Annotated in this window: 21 protein-coding genes and 1 pseudogene; 11 read left to right on the forward strand and 11 right to left on the reverse strand. The window is 70.1% G+C overall.

The window, feature by feature from the left end:
- Positions 1 to 102 precede the first annotated feature (102 nt).
- From RB628_RS03380 to RB628_RS03405, 6 genes are all read right to left on the reverse strand, one after another.
- On the reverse strand, positions 103 to 1,536 hold the full coding sequence (locus RB628_RS03380) for an FAD-dependent oxidoreductase (protein ID WP_318318741.1): 1,434 nt from the start codon (positions 1,534 to 1,536) through the stop codon (positions 103 to 105).
- Positions 1,537 to 1,584: 48 nt separating this feature from the next.
- Positions 1,585 to 2,400 carry an ABC transporter permease gene (locus RB628_RS03385; RefSeq protein WP_318318742.1) on the reverse strand — a complete coding sequence of 272 codons (816 nt, stop codon included), beginning with the start codon at positions 2,398 to 2,400 and terminating at the stop codon, positions 1,585 to 1,587.
- Positions 2,401 to 3,327, reverse strand: a complete 927-nt coding sequence (locus RB628_RS03390; protein ID WP_318318743.1) for an ABC transporter permease — start codon at positions 3,325 to 3,327, stop codon at positions 2,401 to 2,403.
- A complete protein-coding gene (locus tag RB628_RS03395; protein ID WP_318318744.1) occupies positions 3,327 to 4,502 on the reverse strand; it encodes an ABC transporter ATP-binding protein in 1,176 nt (391 codons plus the stop codon). Before RB628_RS03395 ends, RB628_RS03390 begins: the two co-directional genes overlap by 1 nt.
- Before the next feature lie 63 nt (positions 4,503 to 4,565).
- Complete coding sequence (locus tag RB628_RS03400) at positions 4,566 to 5,813, reverse strand: spermidine/putrescine ABC transporter substrate-binding protein (RefSeq protein WP_318318745.1); 1,248 nt, start codon at positions 5,811 to 5,813, stop codon at positions 4,566 to 4,568.
- A 57-nt stretch (positions 5,814 to 5,870) separates the two neighbouring features.
- Positions 5,871 to 7,394: a gamma-aminobutyraldehyde dehydrogenase gene (locus tag RB628_RS03405; protein ID WP_318318746.1), complete on the reverse strand. Its 1,524-nt coding sequence runs from the start codon at positions 7,392 to 7,394 to the stop codon at positions 5,871 to 5,873.
- A gap of 220 nt (positions 7,395 to 7,614) precedes the next feature.
- On the opposite strand from RB628_RS03405, the gene RB628_RS03410 reads away from it, so the two are divergent.
- On the forward strand, positions 7,615 to 8,205 hold the full coding sequence (locus RB628_RS03410; RefSeq protein ID WP_318318747.1) for an NADAR family protein: 591 nt from the start codon (positions 7,615 to 7,617) through the stop codon (positions 8,203 to 8,205).
- A 307-nt stretch (positions 8,206 to 8,512) separates the two neighbouring features.
- Here RB628_RS03410 and RB628_RS03415 read toward each other — a convergent pair whose 3' ends face one another.
- Positions 8,513 to 9,535 carry a DUF4190 domain-containing protein gene (locus RB628_RS03415; protein WP_318318748.1) on the reverse strand — a complete coding sequence of 341 codons (1,023 nt, stop codon included), beginning with the start codon at positions 9,533 to 9,535 and terminating at the stop codon, positions 8,513 to 8,515.
- 79 nt (positions 9,536 to 9,614) lie between these two features.
- Here RB628_RS03415 and RB628_RS03420 point away from each other — a divergent pair.
- A pseudogene (locus RB628_RS03420) lies at positions 9,615 to 10,795 on the forward strand (adenosine deaminase).
- Between the two features lie 37 nt (positions 10,796 to 10,832).
- Positions 10,833 to 11,516 carry a glycerophosphodiester phosphodiesterase gene (locus tag RB628_RS03425; RefSeq protein WP_318318749.1) on the forward strand — a complete coding sequence of 228 codons (684 nt, stop codon included), beginning with the start codon at positions 10,833 to 10,835 and terminating at the stop codon, positions 11,514 to 11,516.
- Positions 11,517 to 11,558: 42 nt separating this feature from the next.
- Here RB628_RS03425 and RB628_RS03430 read toward each other — a convergent pair whose 3' ends face one another.
- Positions 11,559 to 13,250, reverse strand: coding sequence for an RNA polymerase sigma factor (locus tag RB628_RS03430; protein ID WP_412180586.1), 1,692 nt, complete (start codon positions 13,248 to 13,250; stop codon positions 11,559 to 11,561).
- A 272-nt stretch (positions 13,251 to 13,522) separates the two neighbouring features.
- On the opposite strand from RB628_RS03430, the gene RB628_RS03435 reads away from it, so the two are divergent.
- Entirely contained in the window at positions 13,523 to 14,698 is a 1,176-nt protein-coding gene (locus tag RB628_RS03435; protein WP_318318857.1) for a serine hydrolase domain-containing protein, read from the forward strand.
- Positions 14,699 to 14,825: 127 nt separating this feature from the next.
- Here the strand turns inward: RB628_RS03435 and RB628_RS03440 are convergent, their stop codons facing one another.
- Positions 14,826 to 15,404 carry a hypothetical protein gene (locus RB628_RS03440; RefSeq protein ID WP_318318750.1) on the reverse strand — a complete coding sequence of 193 codons (579 nt, stop codon included), beginning with the start codon at positions 15,402 to 15,404 and terminating at the stop codon, positions 14,826 to 14,828.
- Positions 15,405 to 15,635: 231 nt separating this feature from the next.
- The gene (locus RB628_RS03445; RefSeq protein WP_318318751.1) at positions 15,636 to 17,075 is read right to left on the reverse strand and encodes a gamma-aminobutyraldehyde dehydrogenase; all 1,440 of its coding nucleotides are present in this window, start codon (positions 17,073 to 17,075) and stop codon (positions 15,636 to 15,638) included.
- Between the two features lie 181 nt (positions 17,076 to 17,256).
- Here RB628_RS03445 and RB628_RS03450 point away from each other — a divergent pair, with 181 nt between their 5' ends.
- From RB628_RS03450 to RB628_RS03480, 7 genes are all read left to right on the forward strand, one after another.
- On the forward strand, positions 17,257 to 17,772 hold the full coding sequence (locus tag RB628_RS03450) for an Lrp/AsnC family transcriptional regulator (RefSeq protein ID WP_318318858.1): 516 nt from the start codon (positions 17,257 to 17,259) through the stop codon (positions 17,770 to 17,772).
- Positions 17,757 to 19,151: an aspartate aminotransferase family protein gene (locus tag RB628_RS03455; protein WP_318318752.1), complete on the forward strand. Its 1,395-nt coding sequence runs from the start codon at positions 17,757 to 17,759 to the stop codon at positions 19,149 to 19,151. Before RB628_RS03450 ends, RB628_RS03455 begins: the two co-directional genes overlap by 16 nt.
- Before the next feature lie 223 nt (positions 19,152 to 19,374).
- Complete coding sequence (locus RB628_RS03460) at positions 19,375 to 20,139, forward strand: ABC transporter ATP-binding protein (protein ID WP_318318753.1); 765 nt, start codon at positions 19,375 to 19,377, stop codon at positions 20,137 to 20,139.
- The gene (locus RB628_RS03465) at positions 20,121 to 21,506 is read left to right on the forward strand and encodes a hypothetical protein (protein ID WP_318318754.1); all 1,386 of its coding nucleotides are present in this window, start codon (positions 20,121 to 20,123) and stop codon (positions 21,504 to 21,506) included. The genes RB628_RS03460 and RB628_RS03465 overlap by 19 nt, the downstream gene beginning before the upstream one ends.
- Before the next feature lie 130 nt (positions 21,507 to 21,636).
- Positions 21,637 to 22,050, forward strand: coding sequence for a VOC family protein (locus tag RB628_RS03470; RefSeq protein ID WP_318318755.1), 414 nt, complete (start codon positions 21,637 to 21,639; stop codon positions 22,048 to 22,050).
- Positions 22,051 to 22,074: 24 nt separating this feature from the next.
- A complete protein-coding gene (locus RB628_RS03475) occupies positions 22,075 to 23,196 on the forward strand; it encodes a Rossmann fold nucleotide-binding protein (protein ID WP_318318756.1) in 1,122 nt (373 codons plus the stop codon).
- A gap of 152 nt (positions 23,197 to 23,348) precedes the next feature.
- Positions 23,349 to 24,032 carry an LAETG motif-containing sortase-dependent surface protein gene (locus RB628_RS03480; protein ID WP_318318757.1) on the forward strand — a complete coding sequence of 228 codons (684 nt, stop codon included), beginning with the start codon at positions 23,349 to 23,351 and terminating at the stop codon, positions 24,030 to 24,032.
- A gap of 90 nt (positions 24,033 to 24,122) precedes the next feature.
- On the opposite strand, the gene RB628_RS03485 is transcribed toward RB628_RS03480, so the two are convergent.
- A complete protein-coding gene (locus RB628_RS03485) occupies positions 24,123 to 24,908 on the reverse strand; it encodes a maleylpyruvate isomerase N-terminal domain-containing protein (RefSeq protein ID WP_318318758.1) in 786 nt (261 codons plus the stop codon).
- Between the last annotated feature and the right edge of the window lie 7 nt (positions 24,909 to 24,915).

Below are 24,915 nucleotides of genomic sequence, written 5' to 3' on the forward strand. Positions count from 1 at the left end.
CCCGGGAGCATTACGCGGGTTCCGCGACCTCGTGGGAGTGAATCGGATCACGGTCAGTGAGCTGGGCGTACGCCGTGGATCACGGTCCGCCCGCACACGCCCTCAGCTGTCGAACCCCAGACCCAGCCGGTCCATGGTCTTCAGCCACAGGTTGCGCCGGCCACCGTGCGCGTCCGCCCGTGCCAGCGACCACTTGGTGAGCGCGATGCCCGTCCAGGCGAACGGCTCGGGCGGGAACGGCAGCGGCTTCCTGCGGACCATCTCCAGCGACGTACGCTCCGTGCGCTCCCCCGCCAGCAGGTCCAGCATCACGTCCGCGCCGAAGCGGGTGGCGCCGACACCGAGGCCGGTGAACCCCGCCGCGTACGCCACTCTGCCCCCGTGTGCGGTGCCGAAGAACGCCGAGAAGCGCGAGCAGGTGTCGATGGCGCCGCCCCACGCGTGGGTGAAGCGGACGCCCTCCAGCTGCGGGAAGCAGGTGAAGAAGTGTTCGGCCAGCTTGGCGTAGGTCTCCGGGCGGTCGTCGTACTCGGCGCGCACCCGGCCGCCGTACGGGTAGATCGCGTCGTAACCGCCCCACAGGATGCGGTTGTCGGCGCTCAGCCGGAAGTAGTGGAACTGGTTGGCGCTGTCCCCGAGGCCCTGGCGGTTGTGCCAGCCGACGGCGGAGAGCTGCTCCGCGCTCAGGGGTTCGGTCATCAGCGCGTAGTCGTAGACCGGGACCGTGTACGCGCGCACGCGCTTCACCAGGCTCGGGAAGATGTTCGTGCCGAGCGCGATCCGGCGGGCGCGGACCGATCCGTACGGCGTGCGTACGGCCATGCCTGCGCCGAACGGCCGCAGGGTCAGGGCCGGGGTGTGCTCGTGGACGCGGACGCCCAGGCGCAGGCAGGCCCGCTTGAGACCCCAGGCCAGTTTCGCCGGGTTGAGCATCGCGACGCCGGTACGGTCGTGCAGGCCGGCCAGGAAAGTGGGGGACGCGACCTGCTCGCGTACCGCTTCCGCGTCCAGGAACTCGGTACCGGTCGCGAGGCCCTTGCGGTCCAGCTCCTCGTACCAGTCGCGGAGTTCGGCCGCCTGGTGCGGTTCGGTGGCGACGTCGATCTCGCCGGTGCGTTCGAAGTCGCAGTCGAGGGAGTGACGGGCCACGGCCTTCTCGATCTCGTCGAGGTTGTGCGCGCCGAGTTCCTGGAGCCGGTGGATCTCGTCCGGCCAGCGGGCGAGGCCGTTGGCCAGGCCGTGGGTGAGGGAGGCCGCGCAGAAGCCACCGTTGCGGCCCGAGGCGGCCCAGCCCACCTCACGGCCCTCGACGAGCACCACGTCCCGGTGCGGGTCGCGCTCCTTGGCGATCAGCGCGGTCCACAGCCCGCTGTAGCCGCCGCCCACCACCAGCAGGTCGCAGCTCTCGGCGCCGGTGAGAGCGGGCTCGGGGTGCGGCCGGCCGGGGTCGTCCAGCCAGTACGCGACCGGCTGGGCGTCGGAAAGAGACTTTGTCCAGCGATTTACGTTTCCATGGGTCATGGCGCCTGGGGCCATGATTCCAACTCCCTACGAATGACTGTGAACACTGATCACCGTGAACGACTACGACTTCTTCTGCCTGTTTCGGCGATTCCCGATGACCATTCCGGTCAGCACGAACAGTACGGCGATCAGGAACATCGCAGTACCGATGACGTTGATCTGAACGGGCGTGCCACGCTGCGCCGACCCCCAGACGAACATGGGGAAGGTGACGGTCGAGCCCGCGTTGAAATTGGTGATGATGAAATCGTCGAACGAGAGCGCGAAGGCGAGCAGCGCGCCCGCGGCGATTCCCGGGGCCGCGATGGGCAGGGTGACGCGTACGAAGGTCTGCACCGGGCCCGCGTACAGGTCCCGGGCGGCCTCCTCCAGCCGCGGGTCCATCGACATCACGCGTGCCTTCACCGCGACGACGACGAAGCTCAGGCAGAACATGATGTGGGCGATCAGGATCGTCCAGAAGCCCAGCTGGGCGCCGAGGTTGAGGAACAGGGTGAGCAGCGAGGCCGCCATGACGACCTCGGGCATCGCCATGGGGAGGAAGATGAGGGAGTTGACGGCCCCCCTCGCGCGGAAGCGGTACCGCACCAGCGCGAAGGCGATCATCGTGCCGAGGACGGTCGCCCCGACGGTCGCCCAGAAGGCGATCCGCAGGCTGAGCGAGAGGGAGCCGCACATACCGGCGACCCCGCAGGGGTCACGCCAGGCGTCCGTCGAGAACTGCTGCCACGCGTAATTGAAGCGGCCCTTCGGTTTGTTGAAGGAGAACACCGTGACGACGACGTTCGGCAGCATCAGGTAGCCGAGCGTAACGAGTCCCGCGATGACGACGAAATGGCTCTTGAGCCAGCGCCCGATCGAATTCACGAAGGCCATTTAAACCAGGTCCTCCGTCCCGGACTTGCGGATGTAGAGGGTGACCATGACGAGGATCGCCGCCATCAGGATGAAGGAGAGAGCGGCAGCCGTCGGATAGTCGAGGATGCGCAGGAACTGCGTCTGGATGACGTTGCCGATCATGCGGGTGTCCGTGGAGCCGAGCAGGTCGGCGTTGACGTAGTCGCCGCTCGCCGGGATGAAGGTGAGCAGCGTGCCGGAGACGACACCGGGCATCGACAGCGGGAAGGTGACCTTGCGAAAGGTCGTGAACGGCCTGGCGTACAGGTCGCCGGCCGCTTCGTGCAGTCGTCCGTCGATGCGTTCGAGGGACGTGTACAGCGGCAGGATCATGAACGGCAGGAAGTTGTACGTCAGACCGCACACCACCGCGAGCGGCGTGGCCAGCACCCGGTCGCCCGCCGTGATGCCGAGCCAGCTGGTGACGTCGAGGACGTGCAGCGAGTTGAGGGCGCCGACGACCGGGCCGCCGTCCGCGAGGATCGTCTTCCAGGCGAGCGTACGGATCAGGAAGCTGGTGAAGAACGGCGCGATGACCAGGATCATGATCAGGTTGCGCCAGCGTCCGGCCCGGAACGCGATCAGGTACGCGAGCGGATATCCCAGCACCAGGCAGAGGATCGTCGCGGCACCGGCGTACAGCACCGAGCGCAGGAACTGCGGCCAGTAGTCGGCCAGGGCGTCCCAGTAGGTCGCGAAGTGCCAGGTGACCTTGTAGCCCTCCTCCAGGGAGCCCGTCTGCACGGAGGTGGAGGCCTGGTAGACCATCGGCAGCGCGAAGAACACGAACAGCCAGAGAAGGCCGGGCAGGAGCAGCCAGTACGGCGTCCAGCGGCCCCTCTTGCGCGGGGGATTCCTGGCCGGTCCGGGCGCCAGGGGCGGCGCTTCGGGGGTCGCGGTGGCCATCAGACGGCCGCCTCTTCGTCGACCGTCCCGACACCCGCGGCCCGCGTCGTCCCGGCAAGCAGGGACTGGTCGGCGTCCAGGCCGAAGGTGTGGGCCGGGTTCCAGTGCAGGACGACCTCCGCACCCGGGGCCAGCCGGGCGTCACGGTCGATGTTCTGGACGTACACCTCGAACCCGGGGCAGGCGGGGCTGTCGATGACGTACTGCGTGGAGACGCCGATGAAACTGGTGTCGGCGATCCTGCCGGTGATGCGGTTGCGGCCGGCCGGAATGTCGCCGGCCTCGTCCGTGTGCGTGAGGGAGATCTTCTCGGGGCGGACCCCGACCAGCACCCTGCCGCCGACCCTGGTCGGCGCGGAACAGCGGGCCTCGGGGAGCAGGAGCTTGCCGCCGCCCGCCTTGACGACGATCTCGGCGCCGCTCTTGGTGTCCACCTCGGCCTCGATGAGGTTGGAGGTGCCGAGGAAGTTCGCGACGAAGGTGGTGTTCGGGTTCTCGTAGAGGTCGGCGGGCGAGCCGAGCTGCTCGACTCTGCCCGCGTTCATCACGGCGACCGTGTCGGCCATCGTCATGGCCTCCTCCTGGTCGTGCGTCACATGGACGAACGTGATGCCGACCTCGGTCTGGATGCGCTTCAGCTCCAGCTGCATCTGGCGGCGCAGCTTGAGGTCGAGGGCGCCGAGCGGTTCGTCGAGGAGCAGCACCTTGGGGTGGTTGATCAGCGCGCGGGCCACGGCGACGCGCTGTTGCTGGCCGCCGGAGAGCTGGTGCGGCTTCTTGCGGGCCTGTTCGCCCAGCTGTACGAGCTCCAGCATGTCCTCGACCTGCTTCTTCACCGACTTGATGCCGCGCCGGCGCAGGCCGAAGGCGACGTTCTCGAAGATGTCGAGGTGCGGGAAGAGGGCGTACGACTGGAAGACCGTGTTCACCGGCCGCTTGTACGGCGGCAGGTTCGTGACCTCCTGCTCACCGAGGAAGACGGTCCCGGAGGAAGGTTCCTCCAGGCCCGCGATCATCCGCAGGGTCGTGGTCTTCCCGCAGCCGGAGGCACCGAGCAGAGCGAAGAAGGAGCCCTGCGGGACGGTGAGGTCGAGCGGGTGTACGGCGGTGAAGGAGCCGTATCTCTTGCTGATCCCGGAGAGACGGACGTCGCCGCCGTGGTCTGTGCTGGTCATGGTGTGGTCCCTGGGGAGTCGGAGGGGGTTTCACGCGAAGGCCGAGGACGCCTGAACTGTCTGTTACGCCCCGGTCAGCTTGGCGAACTTGCCCTCGTAGGCCGTCTCTTCCTTCTGGCTCAGCAGCCGGAAGGCGTGGGACTTCGCGGCCATCGCCGCGTCGGGAATGATCAGCGGGTTGTCCGCCGCCGACTCGTCGATCTTCGCGAGGTAGGGCTTCACTCCGTCGACGGGACACACGTAGTTGATGTAGGCGGCCAGTTCGGCGGCCGGTTCGGGCTCGTAGTAGTAGTCCATGAGCCGCTCGGCGTTCGTCTTGTGGCGCGCCTTGTTGGGGATCAGCATGTTGTCGCTCGACGTGATGTAGCCGCTGTCCGGGATGATGAAGTCGATGTCCGGGCTGTCCGCCTTGAGCTGGACCACGTCTCCGGCCCAGGCGATGCAGGCCGCGAAGTCGCCCGAGGTCAGGTCGGCCGTGTAGTCGTTGCCGGAGAAGCGGCGGATCTGGCCGTTGTCGACGGCCTTCTGGAGCCGGGCGACGGCCGCGTCGTAGTCGTCGTCGGTGAACTTCGCCGGGTCCCTGCCCATGTCGAGCAGGGTCATGCCGATGCTGTCGCGCATCTCGGAGAGGAACCCGACGCGCCCCTTCAGCCTGGGGTTGTCGAGCATGTCGGAGACCGACTTCACCTCGACTCCGTCGAGCGCCTTCTTGTTGTAGGCGATGACGGTCGAGATGCCCTGCCAGGGGTACGAGTAGGCGCGGCCCGGGTCCCAGTCGGGGCTGCGGAACTGCTCCGACAGGTTCGCGAACGCGTGCGGGAGGTTCGACGCGTCCAGTTTCTGGACCCAGCCGAGACGGATCAGCCGGCCGGCCAGCCAGTCGGTGAGGACGATGATGTCGCGGCCGGTGTCCTGGCCCGCCGCGAGCTGCGGTTTGATCTTGCCGAAGAACTCGACGTTGTCGTTGATGTCCTCGGTGTACTTGACCTTGATGCCGGTCCGCTCGGTGAACGCGTCAAGCGTGGGGTGGTGCTTCTCGCTCTCGTCGACGTCCATGTACTCGGTCCAGTTGGAGAAGTTGACGGTCTTCTCCTTGGCCGAGTGGTCGTCCGCGGAGACGCCTCCCGCGGTCTTGCCGGCAGCGGGGATGCCGCAGCCGGTCAGCGCACCGAGGCCGCCGGTCACCAGGGCGCCGCCCGCGGAGGCGCGCAGCAGGGACCTGCGGGTCAGGGCGGCCCTGCCGTTGCGGAAGCTGCGCCGCATGGCGGCCACCTGGGCCGGGGAAAGGCGGTCGGGCTCGTACTGCTCCATGCGCGTGATGCCCTTTCGGGAGGGTGTGCGGCCGCTGGTCGGTCGGCCTGTGTCCTGTCAGCGGTCCCCGAAGATCGTGCGGTGCCAGTCCTTGCGGGCAACCGCCGTGTTGTCGAACATGACGTGCTTGATCTGCGTGTACTCCTCGAACGAGTACATGGACATGTCCTTGCCGAAGCCGGACGCCCTGTACCCGCCGTGAGGCATCTCGCTGATGATCGGAATGTGGTCGTTCACCCATACGCAGCCCGCCTTGATCTCGCGGGTGGCACGGTTCGCCCGGTAGACGTCCCGGCTCCAGGCGGAGGCGGCGAGACCGTAGGGCGTGTCGTTGGCGAGCCGGATGCCCTCGTCGTCGCCGTCGAAGGGGAGGACGACGAGCACGGGCCCGAAGATCTCGGACTGGACGATCTCGCTGTCCTGGCCGGCGTCGGCGACCAGGGTGGGCCGGTAGTAGGCGCCGTTCTTCAGCTCCCCCTGCGGAGTCTCGCCGCCGGTCACCACGCGCGCGTAGGCACGCGCCCGCTCGACGAATCCGGCGACCCGGTCGCGCTGCGCGTGCGAGATGAGCGGCCCGAGGTCGGTACCCGGGGCGAACGGGTCACCGAGCCGGACGGTGTCCATGAGGGCGGCCGTTCTCTCGACGAACTCCTCGTACAGCGGCCGTTGCACGTACGCGCGCGTGGCGGCCGTGCAGTCCTGCCCGGTGTTGATGAGCGCGCCCGCGACGGCGCCGTTGACGGCCGCGTCGAGATCGGCGTCGTCGAAGACGACGAAGGGTGCCTTGCCGCCCAGCTCCAGATGGAGCCGCTTGACGGTGGCGGTGGCGACCTCGGCGACGCGCCTGCCGACGGCGGTGGACCCGGTGAAGGACGTCATGGCGACATCGGGGTGCCCCACGAGATGCTCACCGGCTTCCTTGCCGGTCCCGGTGACGATGTTGACCACACCGTCCGGGATCCCGGCCGCGGTGGCCGCCTCGGCGAAGAGGAGGGAGGTCAGCGGGGTCAGCTCGGCGGGCTTGAGCACGATCGTGTTGCCGGCCGCGATCGCCGGGAGGATCTTCCAGGCTGCCATCTGGAGGGGGTAGTTCCAGGGCGCGATGGAGCCGACGACACCGATGGGCTCCCGGCGGACGTACGAGGTGTGGTCGCCGGAGTACTCCCCGGCCGACTGCCCCTGGAGGTGCCGGGCTGCGCCGGCGAAGAACGCGGTGTTGTCGATGGTCCCCGGCACGTCGAACTCGCGGGTCAGCTTGAGCGGCTTGCCGCACTGGAGGGACTCGGCGCGGGCGAACTCCTCGGCGCGGTCGGCGAGGACGGCGGCGAAGCGGTGCATCGCGTCGGAACGCTCGCCCGGGGTGGCCCCGGCCCAGCCCGGGAAGGCCGCACGTGCGGCGGCGACGGCGGCGTCCACGTCGTCGCGGCCGGCCGGCTCGTACGTGTAGACCGCCTCGCCGGTGGCGGGGTCGACGACCGTGTGCGTACCGCCGGAGGTGCCGTGGGTCAGGCGGCCCGCGATGTACTGCGCGCCGGCCGCGAGCCGCTCCCGCGCCGGGAAGCGATGGCCCGGACTGTGCATGTCGCTCTCCTCCGTCGCCCGCCCCGAACTGCAGGGGTCAACGTAGCTCCAGGTCGATTTGAGTGCCGATCCTGACAGAGTAAGTGGACTCCAACAAGTGATTCCGTTGTTGCCTTTTGGTTACGCGACGGAATCTGTCGACCGGGTGTCCAGTCGGACGGGAAAAGGCGGGACGTGTTGTCAGTGGTGGCTGCCAGACTCGCGTGTCATGGGGAAAGCCGTGGAGAGCACAAGACAGCCGGAGCAGTCGGGGAACTCGGGGCAGATCGATTCATTGGAGGCCCTGACCAGGGAAGTCCGTGCGGGGGCCAAGGTCAAGTACCTGCACTTCTGGGGGCACCGGCCACGTCCGGACGGCCGCGTGGGAGCGAGCTGTCTCAGCCAGTGGTGGCCGGCCGCGTTCTCGGTGGACGGGGTGGAGTACGCGACGGCGGAGCACTGGATGATGGCAGCCAAGGCCCGCCTGTTCGAGGACGCGGAGGCGGAGCACCGGGCGGTCACGGCGCCGAATCCGGCGCTGGCGAAGAAGGCCGGCCGGCTCGTGCGCGGTTTCGACGAGGCCGTGTGGGAGCGGGAGCGTTTCGGGATCGTGGCCGAGGGCAGCGTCCACAAGTTCGCCGCGCATCCCGCGCTGTGCGGGTTTCTGCTGGGCACGGGCGAGCGTGTGCTGGTGGAGGCGAGTCCGGTGGACCGCGTCTGGGGCATCGGCCTCGCCGCGGACGACGAGGCGGCGATGGATCCCGAGCGGTGGCGGGGGCCGAACCTGCTGGGGTTCGCGCTGATGGTGGCGCGGGGGCGGTTGCGGGGCTGACAGGGCTCGGCCAAGTCCGGTGCGGTCCGGCATCGCCCCGGAAGGGGCGCGGGGCTGTGCCGCTCTGCGGATCCGCGGCGTGTGCGGGATCAGCCACGACGGAATGACGGGCGACGCATCCGGTTCGGGGACCGCTCAGCGCTCCGCCGGACAAGCGGTTAGCCGGCGCAGGCCGGTGATGGACAGGCGAAGGCCGGTCGCCCATGCGGCAAGGCCGCTGCTGGAGCCGGTCCCACGCCCCTTGCGGGGTGCGGATTCCTCACCCCGCCTTCCCGAAGCCGCTCGGACCTGCCGCTCGACCTGCTCGCTAGGCCTGCTGGTGGGGCTGCTGCTCCGGCCCCGCGGCCTGGGCCAGAAGGGTCGAGTAGCCGTCGTCGAAGGTGCTCGCGTCGCTGTCGTCGTCGACCACGATGAGGATGACGCCGATCGCCGCGGCGAGGACGATACCGACGGCCCCGCAGATGATTCCGGCCAGCGCCTGGCCCGCGTTGGTCGCCTCACCCCGGCGGGCCTTCCCCCGGGCGATCACGCCGAAGACCACGGCGAGGATGCCCAGGATGATCGCCAGTGGCCAGAGGCAGAAGATGACGGCCGAGACGATGCCGACCACGAGCGCGGCCGTACCCATCCCGTTGCTCGGCTGGGGCGCCATGGGGGCCCAGCCGTAGCCGCCGCCGTACATCGGGGGCGCGGGATACGCGGGACCGGAGCCGACGTATCCGGACTGTTTCGGGTACCCGTAGTCCGGTCCGGACGGGTAGGTGTACGGGGCCGGTCCGGGGCCGTTCGGCGCTATGGGCGGCGGCGGGACCGGTTCGCCGGGCGCGGCGGGCTGAGCGTAGGAGGCGTGCGGGGCGGGGGGCGCGAAGGGGTTGTCATGCGGGGCACCGGCCACGGGAGCGCCGGGCGGGGCGAACGGGTTGGCCCAGGGCTGGGGTGCGGAGTGGGCGGCCGGCGGGGGCGTGCCGGAGGCCGGCGTCGAGGTGATCGTGGAGTCGCTGTGGAGGGAGGAGGGTGGCGGGGTCGTACCGCCGTTGTTCCAGAACACCGTGCTGCCGGGGCCGTCGGCGGCACCGGGGCCCGGGGCCTCGGATGCCGGCGGTGCCCAGGGATTGAACTCGGGGTCGGAACCCGTCGCGGAGACGGACCGGACCGGAGGCTTGTCCAGCGGGACCCCCGCGGGTGTGCCGTTCGCGGGGCTTTCGCTGGCGGTCTCGCCGGTCGCCGCGCCCTCGGAACTCGCCCCCTCCGTGGGAATGTTCTCCGGTGAGTGCGGCGGCTGCGCGGCGTCGGACATGCGTCGGGTCCCCTCGTTCGTGCGTTCCGTCATGCTACGGCCCAGGATCACGGGGCGCCGGGGCGCCTTCGCATCCCGCCGGCCCGCCCCGTCCGGCCCCGTCCTGGACGGAATCCGCGGGCGTCTCCCCGTACGCCCGGCCTACGATGATCCCCGAGTCATCGATCAGCCGATCACCCGCGCCCCTCCGACCGTGGCACGGTTCGGGGCGCCGTTCCCGGGGAGGAACCCTTGACCGACCACCAGCTTGCCGCAGCCGGCGTCCATGACCCGCAGGCCTTCATCGCCGGGCTGCCCAAGGCCGAACTGCATGTCCACCACGTCGGCTCCGCCTCCCCCCGGATCGTCTCGGAGCTGGCCGCGCGCCACCCCGACTCCAGGGTCCCCACCGATCTCGAAGCCCTGGCCGACTACTTCACGTTCACCGACTTCGCCCACTTCGTCCAGGTGTACCTGTCCGTCGTGGACCTCATCCGCACTCCTGAGGACGTACGGCTGCTGACCTACGAGGTGGCCCGGGACCTGGCCCGGCAGCAGGTCCGGTACGCCGAGCTGACGATCACGCCGTTCTCCTCCACCCGGCGCGGCATCGACGAGCGCGCCTTCATGGACGCGATCGAGGACGCCCGGAAGTCCGCCGAGGCCGAGTTCGGGACCGTACTGCGCTGGTGCTTCGACATCCCGGGCGAGGCCGGGCTCGCATCGGCCGAGGAGACTGTGCGGCTCGCCACCGACGACCGGCTGCGCCCGGAGGGGCTGGTCTCGTTCGGGCTCGGCGGACCCGAGATCGGCGTACCCAGGCCGCAGTTCAAGCCGTACTTCGACCGGGCGATCGCCGCCGGACTGCGGTCGGTGCCGCACGCCGGTGAGACCACCGGCCCGGAGACGGTCTGGGACGCGCTGAACCATCTGCGCGCCGAGCGCATCGGGCACGGTACGAGTTCCGCGCAGGACCCCGAACTGCTCGCGCACCTCGCCGAACAGCGCATCGCCCTGGAGGTCTGCCCGACCTCCAACATCGCCACGCGCGCGGTCCGTACGCTCGACGAGCACCCCGTCAAGGAGTTCGTGCGCGCGGGCGTCCTCGTCACGATCAACTCCGACGACCCGCCGATGTTCGGCACCGACCTCAACAACGAGTACGTGGTCGCCGCCCGGCTGCTCGACCTCGACGAGTGGGGTCTCGCCGCCCTCGCCAAGAACGCCGTCGAGGCCTCCTTCCTCGACCCGGCGGCCAAGGCCACGCTGGCCTCCGAGATCGACGCCTACGCCTCGGCGTGGCTCGCCCCCTGAGAAACACCACCGTCCCCTGCCCCAGCACAATGGGCCCATGCAGAACGTGACCGCCGTGGCCCATCGCGGCGACCCCTACCGCGTCCGTGAGAACACGACCGCCTCGCTGCGTTCCGCGCTCGAACAGGGCGCGGACGCGGTCGAGATCGACGTACGGCTCACCCGGGACGGCGTGCCCGTGCTGCTGCACGACGCGACGCTGAAGCGACTGTGGGAGCGGGAACGGCCGCTGACCGCACTGTCGGCGGCCGAGGTGCGCGGGCTGACGGAGGAGGGAGTGCCGACACTCGCGGAGGCGCTGGCCGTGACCGAGGGCAGCCGGGTGATGATCGATCTGCCGGGATCGCCCGATGTACGGGCGGTACGGCGGGTGATGGACGTGGTCCGGGAGTGCGCGGCGGAGGAACGTGCTTACTACTGCGCGGACGCCCCGGCGATGCTCGCGGTGCGCGCGGCCGACCCGTCCGCGGAGATCGCCCTGACCTGGAAGACCCTCGCACCGCCGCGCCCGGCCCTGCTGGCCGCGGTGCGCCCGCGCTGGCTCAACTACCGCTTCTCTCTGGTCGACCGGCGGCTCGCGGCACGAGTGCACCGGGACGGTTACCTGCTGTCGGTGTGGACTCCGGACACCCGTCGTTCCATGCGGCGGCTGCTGGACGCCGGCGTCGACTCGATCACCACCAACCGGATCGGCTCGCTGTGCGCGCTGCGCAAGGGATGACGCCGCTCAACGGCTGAGAGAGCCGTGCGTCAGCTGCGTGCTCTACACGCGGGACTTCTGGGCAACGGTCGCCGGGTCGGCCGGGGTGTCCCGGGTGACGTACTGCGGGACGGGGGTGTCGTCCTTGCCGGTGTCGCGGACCAGGCCGTAGCGCGTCGCGCCCTCGGGGGGTCCGCTGGTCACGTCTTCCTCCACCCTGTCCCAGGTGGTCGGGAAGACGTTCAGGCCGTAGTCGGCGCCCCGTTCGTTCACGGTCAGGGTGACGCTGCCGTCGACGTAGTAGTACTCGTTCTGCCACATCTGCTGGGTGCCGGCCGGCGGAACGGCGTAGCCGATGGTCGAGTTGCCCATGCCGGTGGCGGAGGTGTCGGTGCTGCTGACGCGGTCGTCCATACGGCGGCCGCCGCCGGAGGCCACGTGGAAGAGCCTGCCCTTCAGGCCGGTCCAGGCCGGCATGACCAGGCTGCCGGCCCGGTACTGCGGCGAGATCTGCCAGCGGACGAGGACATAGCCCTTGCCGGTGAGCGTCACGCTGTCCCCACGGTGGTTCATCGTGGCGTGCGCGCCGCCGGTGCTGGTGATCCCGGACTCGGTCCGCTGCGGCAGGGCGGCGGGCCGCGCGTTCGGATCGGGTGCCGTGTCGACGGCGTCGACGACCGTGCCGTACAGGTCCGCCTTCGGCTGCGTCGCCGACGGGGTGGGAGCGGGCGGTGCCGAGAACGAGGGGGATGCCGACGGAGGCGGGGTGGTGGGCGCCTGCGACTGGGGGCGGGCGGTGGGGGCGGCTATGGCCGGCGGCGGCTCCTTGGCGGGCTGCGTCACCACGTACGCGCCGCCCGCGACGATCGTCGCCCCGGTGCTCAGGGCGACGGCCGGCTTGGCCAGGGCGCCGAGCACCTTGCCCGACCAGCCGACGGAGGCCGCGGCGGTCGCGGCGGCGGCCGTCTTGCCGCCGAACGCCAGCGACAGGGTGAAACCGACGGGCAGCGGGACGAGCGCGATGCCGACGAGGAGGCGTTCCGCCGGTACGACGACCGCCTCGCCGGGGCTCGCGCAGTACGCGCACCCCCTGATGTGCCGGGCCAGCCGCTTGCGCCACACGGAGTCCGGGTCGCCGTCCCATCGGACGGTCAGTTCCCGCAGGTCGGGGCAGGCACCGTCGAGCGCCCGTACGATTCCGCGCGAGGCCTCAAGGCGCTCCTTCATACGCTGGACGCGTACGGCGGCGTGCTGCCGGCTGATGCCGACGGCAGCCGCCAGCTCACGGCGGGTGAGTTCGCCCGCGACCTCCAGCCACCACAGCGACAGCAACTGCCGGTCCTCGTCGTCGAGCCAGCGCACCGCCTCCGCGACCTCGCGCCGCTGCCCCTCCAACTGGAGCCTCAGAACAGTGAGTTCGGCGAAGTCGGCGGCCCTGTCGGCCGTCTCGTCGCGCAGGGCGTCGGTTGTACGGCGGCGCGCGCGGTCCCGGATCTGCCGCATCGCGATGGCGACGAGCCAGGACCGGAAGCTGTCCGGGTCGCGCAGGGAGCCGAGGTTGTCCACGGCCCGCAGCATGGTCTCCTGCACGACGTCGTCGACGTCCGCGTGACCGTTCAGGGCACGGCCGACGATGTTGTAGACCAGCGGCAGCCAGCCTGCGACCAGCTCGTCCAGCGCCCGCCGGTCACCGGCCTGCGCCGCAGCGATGGTGGAACCCCACTGGCGCCCGTCCACAAAAGCCCTTTCTCGCACGTGTGTGCACCTTACGTCGCCCTGTTGCGCACCAGTTCCCCACCATGTCTCCGGAGGAGACGGCGCGGGGGCGCCGCCGATAACAGTTTTTGCCCCCGCGCAGGTCGGCCAGGACACGGGCCCTAGGTGCGATCCCCGACAAGATCCGGACGCGTCGCGCCAGTTGCCCTCACGCGCACACCAGGGTCGACGTCCTCCTGACCGACGATCCGCTCCACCCCGTTCGGATCAAGGATGTGACCATCGACACCAGCCGCCCCCAGGAGCAGCCGATGCACCTCCGTACGCGCACCACCGCCCGCACCACCGCCCTCGCGACCGTCCTCACCCTCACCCTCGCCCTGCCGGCCGGCGCCCTCGCCGCCCCCGCGTCGACGGCCTCCGTCTCCGCGGTGGCCGGGCAGGGCACAGGGCCGGACACCGAGGCGCTGCGGGCCGCGCTCGCCGGGTTACCGGACGCGAACGCTACGGCGGCTCTCGTACGGGTCGGGGGCACCGGCGGTGTCTGGCGCGGCAGCGCCGGTGTGCACGACCTGGCGAGCGGCCGGTCGGCGGAACCGCACGCGCGCTTCCGGGCCGGTTCGACGACAAAGGCGGTCACGGCGGCGGTCGTGCTCCAGCTCGCGGCGGAGGGCGAGGTGGACCTCGGGCGGCCGGCCCGGCAGTACCTGCCGGACCTGATCCCCGCCGCGTACGGACATGTGACCGTACGCCAGCTCCTGAACCACACCAGCGGCATCCCGGTCGCCGATGTCGCCGGTACGAACTTCGAGGAGTGGTACGCGCACCGCTTCGACGTCCACTCGCCCCGCGAGATGGTCGCCTCGGCCACCGCCAAGAAGCGCGAGTTCGCGCCCGGCACCGAGCAGCACTACCTCAACATCAACTACACCGTGCTCGGGCTGCTGATCGAGCGGATCACCGGCCACTCCTACGAGCGGGAGACGGCCCGCCGGGTCTTCGCCCCGCTGGGAATGCGGAACACGTACTTTCCCGGCACCGACCCGGGGATCCGGGGGCCGCACAACCACGGCTACCAGGCCGTGGCACGCGCTGACGGCACGACGGAGTATCGCGATGTCACGGTCTGGGGCACCACGGACAGCTGGGCGGCGGGCGCCATGATCTCCACGACGGCGGATCTGGAGCGGTTCCTGACAGCCCTGTTCCGCGGGCGGGTCGTGCCACAGCCGCAGCTGAAGGAGATGTTCACCGTCCCGGCCGACGTACCGGGCGCCACGATGAGCGCGGGTCTCCAGCGGTATGTCACCGACGGCGGCACGGAGTTGTGGCTGAAGTCGGGCGGCCGGTGGGGCTACAACTCGGTCATCGCCGCCACCCGCGACCTGTCCCGCACTCTCGTCTACTCCGTCAACTCGACCGACGCGAAGGGCCAGGGCATGAATCCGGTCGCCGCACGCATAGTGCAGGCGACGTTCACGCGGTGACGTGGACCGCGGGAGGAGGCGCCGCCATCAATGCCTCCAGCATCCTGATCCGCTTCCGCACGACGTACAGCGGGATCGCCCCGAACATAGCGAAGGACATGTCGATCACCGTCCACCAGAAGGGAATTCAGACGGTGGCCGGATGCGGCGCGGAGGCGGACGGGACCGCCAGCCGGCCTGTGCGGTGGAGGCCGTAGAGCGCGCCCGCGCACAGCGGCACGGGTGCGGACAGCGAGATCCACGGCAGCACGGACATCCCGGCGGCCCGTGCGGCGTCGAGTGCGGCGCGCGTGCCGCGGTTCCCGACGGTTGTGCCGATGCCGCAGATCGTGTTGTACAGCCCGTAGTGGGTGGCGACGAGCCGGATACCGGAGGGACGGACGACGGTGTCCATCTCGAACAGGTACGCGATCATCGTGCCGATGGCCAGCAGCAGTGCGCCAAGCGCCGGTGGAACCGCCGCGAGCAGCCACAGCCCGATCCCGGACTCGGACTCGGGTACGGACACGGCGGTGGCGAGCAGCAGGGGCACGAAGGCCAGGCCCATGGCCGTCTGCCCGCGCGCACGTGCCTGCCCGGGTTCGTACCGCGCCCTGCACCATGCCGTCACCCGCGCCTGTCCCAGGATCGTGCTCAACCCGGGGACAGCGAAAGGCCCCGCCACCGCCGCCGTGCCGTACATCCCGTCGCCGCCGAGCCGGCGCACTTCCAGGGGGGAAGCGCCGGACAGAACTGGAAGGACAGGACGTACGAACCGATCACGGCGACGGAGAAGAGCGGTAACGGCCGGTCGGCGAGGATGCCGCGCCACTGGGCGAGCACCGCTGGCCTCCGTCGCCGTCCTGCCGCCCGGCGTCCTCGGCCCGCCGGGTGGGCCGCGCGTTTACCGGCAACCAGAACAGCAGAACAGCCGGAACAACGTGGCCGAAGGCGACCGTCAGCCGTCCAGCGACGTCATCACATGCTTGATCCGCGTGTAGTCGTCGAACCCGTACCCCGAGAGGTCCTTGCCGTAGCCCGACTTCTTGAAGCCGCCGTGGGGCATCTCCGCGACCAGCGGGATGTGGGTGTTGATCCACACGCACCCGAAGTCCAGCACCTTCGACATCCGCATCGCGCGCGCGTGGTCCTTCGTCCACACCGAGGACGCGAGGGCGTAGTCCACACCGTTGGCCCACTCCACGGCCTGTGTCTCGTCCACGAAGGACTGGACGGTGATGACCGGGCCGAAGACCTCGTTCTGGATGATCTCGTCGTCCTGCTTCAGGCCGGAGACGACGGTCGCGGCGTAGAAGTAGCCCTTCTCGCCGACCCGGTGGCCACCCGCCTCGACCTTGGCGTGGGCGGGCAGCCGCTCGACGAAGCCGGAGACCTGCTTGAGCTGGTTCGGGTTGTTGAGCGGTCCGTACAGCACGTCCTCGTCGTCCGGCTGCCCGGTCCTGGTCTCGGCGGCGGCCTTGGCGAGCGCGGCGACGAACTCGTCGTGGATGGACTCCTGGACGAGCACGCGCGTGGCCGCCGTACAGTCCTGGCCCGCGTTGAAGAAGCCCGCGACCGAGATGTCCTCGACGGCCTTGGCGATGTCCGTGTCCTCGAATACGACGACCGGTGCCTTGCCGCCCAGCTCCAGGTGGACGCGCTTGAGGTCCTTCGACGCGGACTCGGCGACCTGCATACCGGCCCGCACCGAACCGGTGATCGACGCCATCGCCGGGGTCGGGTGCTCGACCATCAGCCGACCCGTGTCACGATCACCGGTGATGACGTTGAAAACGCCCTTGGGCAGGATCGAACCGACGATCTCCGCAAGGAGAACCGTCGACGCGGGCGTCGTGTCCGACGGCTTGAGCACCACCGTGTTGCCGGCCGCGATCGCCGGGGCGAACTTCCACACGGCCATCATCATCGGGTAGTTCCAGGGCGCGACCTGCGCGCAGACACCGACCGGCTCGCGCCGGACGATCGACGTCATCCCGTCCATGTACTCGCCGGCGCTGCGCCCCTCCAGCATCCGGGCCGCACCCGCGAAGAAGCGGATCTGGTCCACCATCGGCGGAATCTCCTCGGACCGGGTGAGCCCGATCGGCTTGCCGGTGTTCTCCACCTCGGCCGCGATCAGCTCCTCGGCGCGCTCCTCGAACGCGTCCGCGATCTTCAGGAGTGCCCTCTGCCGCTCCGCAGGGGTCTGGTCCCGCCAGGCGGGGAAAGCGGCGGCGGCAGCCGCCATGGCGGCGTCGACGTCCGGCTGCCCGGACAGCGGCGCGGTCGCGTACGCCTCGCCCGTCACGGGGTTGACCACCTCGGTGGTCCGCCCGTCGGCGGCGTCCCGGAACTCACCATCGATGTAGTTGCGCAGACGACGCAGCTCGGTACTCACTGCCGGCCCTCCAGGTTCGGGTGTCCATTGGCTCGGGTGTCCATTGACTGAGACACCCACCCTATTCCGCAATCCGACGTTTTCAACACCCCCGATCCCCCGCAAGCTGCGAAATCCGCAAGACAACCGTCCATGAACAACGAATTTCATCGATCGAGCCTTGCGAAACCGTCGACTCCTCGTGCACAGTGAGCGCGTGGCCAGTCGAAGCGCAGAGCAGAGGGACTCCCGCGAGTCCAGGAACGGCACTCCCCAGCTGGACTCCGTCTCCCTCGCCATCATCGAACAGCTCCAGGAGGACGGCCGGCGGCCGTACGCGGCGATCGGCAAGGCGGTGGGCCTCTCGGAGGCAGCCGTGCGCCAGCGCGTCCAGAAGCTGCTCGACCAGGGCGTGATGCAGATCGTCGCCGTCACGGACCCGCTCACCGTGGGCTTCCGCAGACAGGCGATGGTCGGCGTCAACGTCGACGGAGACCTGGACCCCGTGGCCGACGGGCTCAGCGCCATGCCTGAAGTCGAGTACGTGGTGATGACCGCGGGCTCCTTCGACATCCTCGCCGAGATCGTCTGCGAGGACGACGACCACCTGCTGGACGTCATCAACAAACGCATAAGGGCCCTGCCCGGCGTGCGCTCCACCGAAAGCTTCGTCTACCTCAAGCTCAAGAAGCAGACCTACATGTGGGGAACCCGATAACCGTGACGACCACCGACAGCCCCAAGGACCTCAGCCGCACCGCGTACGACCACCTGTGGATGCACTTCACCCGCATGTCCTCGTACGAGAACGCCCCCGTCCCGACGATCGTCCGGGGCGAAGGCACCCACATCTACGACGACAAGGGCCGGCGCTACCTCGACGGTCTGGCGGGGCTGTTCGTGGTCCAGGCCGGTCACGGCCGCACCGAGCTGGCCGAGACCGCGTTCAAGCAGGCACAGGAGCTGGCGTTCTTCCCCGTGTGGTCGTACGCCCACCCGAAGGCCGTGGAGCTGGCGGAACGTCTGGCCGACTACGCCCCCGGCGACCTCAACAAGGTCTTCTTCACCACGGGCGGCGGCGAGGCCGTCGAGACCGCCTGGAAGCTCGCCAAGCAGTACTTCAAGCTGGTCGGCAAGCCCACCAAGTACAAGGTCATCTCGCGCGCGGTCGCCTACCACGGCACCCCGCAGGGCGCCCTGTCCATCACCGGCCTGCCGGCCCTGAAGGCTCCCTTCGAGCCCCTTGTCCCCGGCGCCCACAAGGTCCCGAACACCAACATCTACCGCGCCCCGATCCACGGCGACGACCCGGAGGCCTACGGCCGCTGGGCCGCCGACCAGATCGAGCAGGAGATCCTCTTCGAGGGCGCGGACACGGTGGCCGCCGTCTTCCTGGAGCCGGTCCAGAACGCGGGCGGCTGCTTCCCGCCCCCGCCGGGCTACTTCCAGCGGGTCCGCGAGATCTGCGACCGCCACGACGTCCTGCTCGTCTCGGACGAGGTCATCTGCGCCTTCGGCCGCCTCGGCACGATGTTCGCCTGCGACAAGTTCGACTACGTGCCGGACATGATCACCTGCGCCAAGGGCATGACCTCGGGCTACTCCCCGATCGGCGCGTGCGTCATCTCGGACCGGCTGGCCGAGCCGTTCTACAAGGGCGACAACACCTTCCTGCACGGCTACACGTTCGGCGGCCACCCGGTGTCGGCGGCGGTGGGCCTGGCCAACCTCGACCTGTTCGAGCGCGAGGGCCTCAACCAGCATGTGCTGGACAACGAGGGCGCGTTCCGCTCGACCCTGGAGAAGCTGCACGACCTGCCGATCGTCGGTGACGTCCGCGGCAACGGCTTCTTCTACGGCATCGAGCTGGTCAAGGACAAAACGACCAAGGAGTCCTTCGACGCGGACGAGACGGAACGTATCCTCTACGGCTTCCTCTCCAAGGCCCTCTTCGAGAACGGCCTGTACTGCCGTGCCGACGACCGCGGCGACCCGGTCGTCCAGCTCGCCCCGCCGCTGATCTCGAACCAGGAGACGTTCGACGAGATCGAGCAGATCCTGCGCGCGACGCTGACCGAGGCGTGGACGAAGCTGTAGACCCCTGGGACCTGCCTCCGGCGGTTCAGCTGTTCATACGGCCCGGGTACACCCGTACGAGTGAGAACGGGTGCACCCGGGCCGCGTGCTGTCCGGCCTCGCGCCGCCGAATACCTAGCGTGCCTGTAACCGATCGGCCCTGCCTTCGTTCCCCCGCACGGGGGGTTTCGCGGATGCACCCGCGATACGCACGGCATTTCTGATCTGAACCGAGGTGTACGCGATGGTGGCCCCGCCGGACAACGACGTGCTCTGGGCACGCGCCCTGCACTTCCAGCACAACGACGGTTCGCCCGCGCTGAGCGGCGTCTCGCTCGGTGTCCGGGAGGGCGAGATCCTCGCCGTGTGCGGCCCGCGCGGCAGCGGCAAGACGACCCTGCTGCGCTGCCTCTCGGGCCTGGTAAGACCGCTGCGGGGCGAGGTCTGGTTCAACAGCGTGCCCGTGCACACGATGGGTCCGCTCACCCGTGAACGGCTGCGCCGCGACCGGTTCGGCTGGATCGACCCGGCCCCGGTCCTCGTACCGGAACTGAACGTCTGGGAGAACGCGGCCCTGCCCCTCATGCTGCGCGGCACCAGCCGCCGGCGCGCCAAGACGGCGGCCCTGGAGTGGCTGGAGCGCCTGGACATCGGCGGCCTGGCCCGCAAACGCCCGTACGAGCTGCGCCAGTCCGAACGCCAGCGCGTCTCGATCGCCCGCGCGCTGGCCCCTGCCCCCACGGTGCTCTTCGCGGACGAACCGACGGCGCCCCTGTACCGGGCGGACCGGGCCCACGTACTGCGGACGTTGACGACAGCGGCCCGCTCGCACGGCATCACGGTCGTCCTGGCGACGCACGACGCGGACACGGCGGCGCTGGCGGACCGCACGGTCTCGCTGCTCGACGGGCGGCGCGTGAACACCGTCCACCTGCCCCCGGCCGCCGGGACCGCGAGCGGCACCGGGACCGACGCGGAAGGCCGGGCCGCGTGCTCGCTCTCCGTCTAGCCCGCGGCTCCCACCCTGGCGTCCAGGTCCGCCGTCTGCTGGTCGCGACGGCGTCCGCGGCCACGGGATTCCTCCTCCTGGGCACCCTGGGGCACGCCCTCGGCCACCAGGGCACTACCGGCGGATCGGCACTGCGCCTGGCCTGGTGCGGAGCCCCACTGGCAGCCACGGTCCACTTCGCGGTGACCGTGGCCCGCACGGACCCCGGTACGAGACCTCGCCCGGGCCTGTCGGCGATCGGCCTGGGCCCCGCCCGTCTGATGGCCGTCTCGGCCACGACAACGGCCCTGTCCTGCACCCTCGGCTCGATGCTGGCCCTCCTGTTCTTCCTCCACCTGCGGGGTGACCTGACGGGCATGCCGTTCGACGGCGAAGCGGCGGACTTCCTCGCCGCGGACCACCCCCTCCCCCTCCCGGCCGCCCTGACCCTGCTGACCCTGGTACCGCTGGCGGCATCGGTCTCGGTCGCCCTGGCCCTACGCCCACGGGACGCACACCCGACACCGGCTCAGGGCACACGGCTGAGGACATACGGCCGCTTCGGCGCGGAGCGCGGTCACGGAACGCGCGAAACCATCGGCTCGTACGGCAGGTTCGGGTCGCACCTGCGCCAGGCTGCCGGCAGCAGCGCCGCTGCGGCACCCCGTACAGCGCGGGGCTGCGCGACCACCCCGGCGGCACCGGTCGCGGGCATCCCTGAAACCCCGGACAAGGTCCTCGACGCCACCACCGACCCGCACCCGCTCCCCGCACCTCACCCAACCCCCCGAGCCCTCCCCTGGGGCATCGCCGTACTCGCAGCCGGACTCGCCGTAGAGGCATACGCCGCCCGCGACCTGCACGCCCCCGGACTCGCCATGCCCGGCGGAGCCACCGGCAGCCCCGCCGCCGTACTCGCCGGCTGGTCCCTCACCGCCGTGGGCCTGGCCCTGGCCGGTCCCGGTCTCACCCACCTCTGCGGACACCTGCTGCAAGCCGTCCGCCCCGGCGCCCTCCGTCTCCTCGCCGGCCGCGTCCTCATGGAGGAGGCGGCACGCATCGGCCGCCCCCTGGGCGTCGTGTGCGCGGTGGCGTCGGGCGCGTACGCCATGGCCGCGCTGTACGACACCGGCGGCGACCCGTCCCTCGGCCCCCTCACCACCCTGGGCGCCCTGGTCGTGGCGGGCTGCGCCGTCGCCACGCTCCTCACTGCCGCCGCCGAGGTGAGACAGTCCCGCGCGGACACCACCGCGGCCCTGCTCCGCCTGGGCGCACCGGCGACGACCCTGCGCACCGCCGCCGCCCTGCGCACGACCGCGCTCCTCACCCTGTTCGTCCCGCTGACCTTCCTGGTCGCGGAGCTGGCGGCGCTGCCACTGGCAGCCTGACCGCCGTACGGATGCCATACAGAGCCGGTACAGAGAATTCGTACGAAGAGATCTGCACCCAGCGATGAGTTCCGCACGGCCCCCGGGTCTACCCCATCGAGCCGCACAACAACCGACGGGAGAAACCCCAATGAGCGAGTACCAGCAGATGATCTTCGTGAATCTGGCCGTGAACGATGTCGTCGCCTCGAAGAAGTTCTTCACCGAGCTCGGATACACGATCAACCCGCAGTTCACGACCGACGACTGTGCCTGTGTCGTGATCAGCGACACCATCGTCGCGATGCTGCTGAGCAAGCCGCGCTACTCCGACTTCACGAAGAAGGAGATCGCGGACTCGACGAAGACCAGCGAGGTCCTCATCTGTCTGAGCGCCGAAAGCCGTGCGAAGGTCGACGAGTTGGTCGACGGGGCGCTCGCGGCAGGCGGCACCGAGCCGCGCGAGGCTCAGGACTACGGCCAGATGTACGGCCGCGCGTTCGACGACCTCGACGGCCACACCTGGGAGGTCATGTGGATGGACCCGGCGGCCGTCCAGAGCTGACACGGACCGTGTTTACATGGGCGGGTGCAGACGAGCCCCGCCCATGCGGCCCACCACAACGACCGTGAGATCGAGACGCTCCAGGAGTTCGACGCGGTCGTCTCCGCTCGCGGTACCCTCGCCGGATTCCGCGTGCAGGCCGTCGATCTGACGGACCGTACGAAGGAGTTGCTGACCAGCGACACCGCGGGCGCGGTCTTCCTCGGCTGCCCGATGCGTGAGGGCGCGGCGGCGAAGGTCCGCACGGACGGCGCCCTGGTCTTCCTGCCCGTCCCGGACCTGCCCTTCAGCCCTTACCGCGGCCATCTCTACTCGCCGGACGAGTTGTTCACCGGGCTCGACGAGGGCTACGAGCAGACAGTCGACGCCCTCGGGTACGCCTGGTTCCAGCGCACCAAGGCCGACGGCGACATCTTCGCCTCGCTGCTGCGCTCCGTCCACGACGACGCCGTGTCCGACGCCCTCGACGAACTCCTGCGCGGGACACCGGTGGTGGGGGTGATGGGGGGTCACGCGATGGCACGCGGTACGCAGGCGTACGCCGGTGCCGCGCGCCTGGGTCGCGAGCTGGCCCACGCCGGGTTCACGGTGGCCACGGGCGGCGGCCCGGGTGCGATGGAGGCGGCGAACCTCGGCGCGTACTCGGCCCCCTTCGACGACACCATGCTCGACGAGGCGTGCGAACTCCTCGCCGGGGCACCGTCGTTCACGCCCTCGATCACCGACTGGGCGCGCGCCGCGTTCGAGGTCCGCTCGCGCTGGCCCAAGGGAGGCGGTTCGGTCGGCATCCCGACCTGGTTCTACGGGCACGAGCCACCGAACGCCTTCGCCTCGCACATCGCCAAGTACTTCGCCAACGCCACCCGCGAGGACGGGCTGTTGGCCCGCTCGACCGCCGGGGTCGTTTTCCTGCCGGGCGCCGCCGGGACCGTACAGGAGATCTTCGACAACGCCACCCCGAACTACTACGAGTCGCGCGGCGAACCCACACCCATGGTGCTCGTGGACCGCGCCCACTGGACCGAGTGGCTGCCCACCTGGCCGCTGCTCCAGGCGCTCGCGCGCGGGAGGGCGATGGAGGATCGCATTGCCCTGGTCGACCGGATCGAGGAGGCTCCGGAGGCCTTGAAACGTCTTGCCGGTTAACGGGTAGGCAAAACCGATCCCTGAAGCCTGCATACAGATTGACAGCCCTTATGCCGCGCTTATAGACCTGTGAGACACCTGGGGGTGATGAGGTGATGAGGTCTCTTCACTCCCTCCACCCCCCTCAGTTGCGCATTCCGTGAAGGGCAATCGTGTCCACATCTCGCCGTACCGCACGTTCCGTGCGCATTCTCGGTGTTGCCTCCGCCTCGGCCGCGCTTGCGCTGGGCGTCGCCGGCAACGCGTTCGCGTGCAACATCAGTGAGTTCTCCGCCGTCGCCAAGTGCGACGGCGAAAAGGGTGTCATCAGCGTCACCGACAAGGACCCGTCGGGCACCCCCGCCACAGTCACCGTGTTCCTGGGCGACAAGCTCGTCGGCACCCAGGACGTCGTGGGCAGCCGGGAGGGCGTCACCATCGACTTCTCGGAGGACTGGGCGCCGAACGCGACGTACCGCGTCCACGTCAAGGCCGGCAACCAGGTCGACGAGGACATCAAGCCGGATCTGACCACGCCGGGCGAGGCCTGCAAGACGGAGCCGACCCCGACCCCGCCGGTGTCGGAGAGCCCGACACCCTCGGCACCCACGACGCCGACCCCGTCCGCCTCGGAGCCCGAGGAGTCGGCCACCCCGACTCCGTCGGCCTCCGAGAGCACCCCGGGCGCCCCCGCGAACAGCGTTCCGACGCCCGCGGGCGGCAGCTCCAACCTCGCCGAGACCGGCGCCGACTCCAACACCGGTGTGATCGCCGGTATCGCGGCTGCTCTGGTCGTCGTCGGCGGCGGCGCTGTCTTCTTCGGTCTGCGTCGTCGTGGATCGGCCGGCAACAGCTGACGTTCCGCTCGCAGCGACCGTAAGTACCCGGCTGTACGTTGCGGCCCGTCCCCGCATCAGGGGGCGGGCCACTGCGCTGTCGCCCGGCGGTCAGCCGAATGTGGCCCTCTGCAGCCAGAACTCCAGCAGCTCCCGGTCCCCGAGTACCTCCAACCGCGGGCTGTCCAGCGGCAGTCGGCGGTAGAAGGCGAGCATCACGTCGGTGAGCGGGCCACGCAGGGCGACCGTCGCCTTCTCATGACCGCGACGCCACACGACACCGTCCTCGGTGAGCTGGACGAGCCACTCGGCGGCGGTGTCCGTGGCGTGCAGATGGATGCTGCGGCCCGGCCCGCGCAGCTCCTTCGCCGCGTCGTGCGGATCGGTCCGCTGCGCGAACTCGACGATCTGCAGCCACTCGTCGATCGCGTCGGCGGCGATGTCGGCCGCGACCTCGTACGGCATGCCGGCGGTGAGCGTCGCGTCCGCGCGGTGGACGGTGATCTCGTGGGCCATCCGGCGCGCCCAGAACCCGGAGCTCCGCTCCCAGCCCCATGTCCACACCTTCGCGTCGGGCCCTGCCTCACGGAGGGTGCCCACCAGCAGCTCACCGGTCTCGGCGAGCCAGGCGTCCAGCGCGGCCGGGTCGCCCGTCGTCTCCGGGCCGCCGCTCAGCGGTACCTCGTTTTCGTCGACGTTCTCCTCGGCCCGCGTCCGCACCAGCAGCTCCGCCCAGCGCAGCGCACCCCCGGCGTGCCGCACGAGCTGCTCCAGGGTCCAGTCCGGGCAGGTCGGCACGGTCGCGGACAGATCGGCGCCGGAGGTCACGACAGCCCTCAACTGTCCTACCTGATGGGCGATCTCATCGCAGTAGCGGTCATGGGCGAGTGTCGTCATGCCCGCA

The organism is Streptomyces sp. ADMS (assembly GCF_033441795.1).
Lineage (GTDB): Bacteria > Actinomycetota > Actinomycetes > Streptomycetales > Streptomycetaceae > Streptomyces.

Coding starts and splice junctions, on each gene's coding strand:
- RB628_RS03390 (WP_318318743.1), bottom strand. CDS start 3,327: ATGGCCACCGCGACCCCCGAAGCGCCGCCCCTGGCGCCCGGACCGGCC.
- RB628_RS03470 (WP_318318755.1), top strand. CDS start 21,637: ATGAGCGAGTACCAGCAGATGATCTTCGTGAATCTGGCCGTGAACGAT.
- RB628_RS03460 (WP_318318753.1), top strand. CDS start 19,375: ATGGTGGCCCCGCCGGACAACGACGTGCTCTGGGCACGCGCCCTGCAC.
- RB628_RS03400 (WP_318318745.1), bottom strand. CDS start 5,813: ATGGAGCAGTACGAGCCCGACCGCCTTTCCCCGGCCCAGGTGGCCGCC.
- RB628_RS03395 (WP_318318744.1), bottom strand. CDS start 4,502: ATGACCAGCACAGACCACGGCGGCGACGTCCGTCTCTCCGGGATCAGC.
- RB628_RS03405 (WP_318318746.1), bottom strand. CDS start 7,394: ATGCACAGTCCGGGCCATCGCTTCCCGGCGCGGGAGCGGCTCGCGGCC.
- RB628_RS03425 (WP_318318749.1), top strand. CDS start 10,833: ATGCAGAACGTGACCGCCGTGGCCCATCGCGGCGACCCCTACCGCGTC.
- RB628_RS03380 (WP_318318741.1), bottom strand. CDS start 1,536: ATGGCCCCAGGCGCCATGACCCATGGAAACGTAAATCGCTGGACAAAG.
- RB628_RS03415 (WP_318318748.1), bottom strand. CDS start 9,535: ATGACGGAACGCACGAACGAGGGGACCCGACGCATGTCCGACGCCGCG.
- RB628_RS03385 (WP_318318742.1), bottom strand. CDS start 2,400: ATGGCCTTCGTGAATTCGATCGGGCGCTGGCTCAAGAGCCATTTCGTC.
- RB628_RS03485 (WP_318318758.1), bottom strand. CDS start 24,908: ATGACGACACTCGCCCATGACCGCTACTGCGATGAGATCGCCCATCAG.
- RB628_RS03435 (WP_318318857.1), top strand. CDS start 13,523: ATGCACCTCCGTACGCGCACCACCGCCCGCACCACCGCCCTCGCGACC.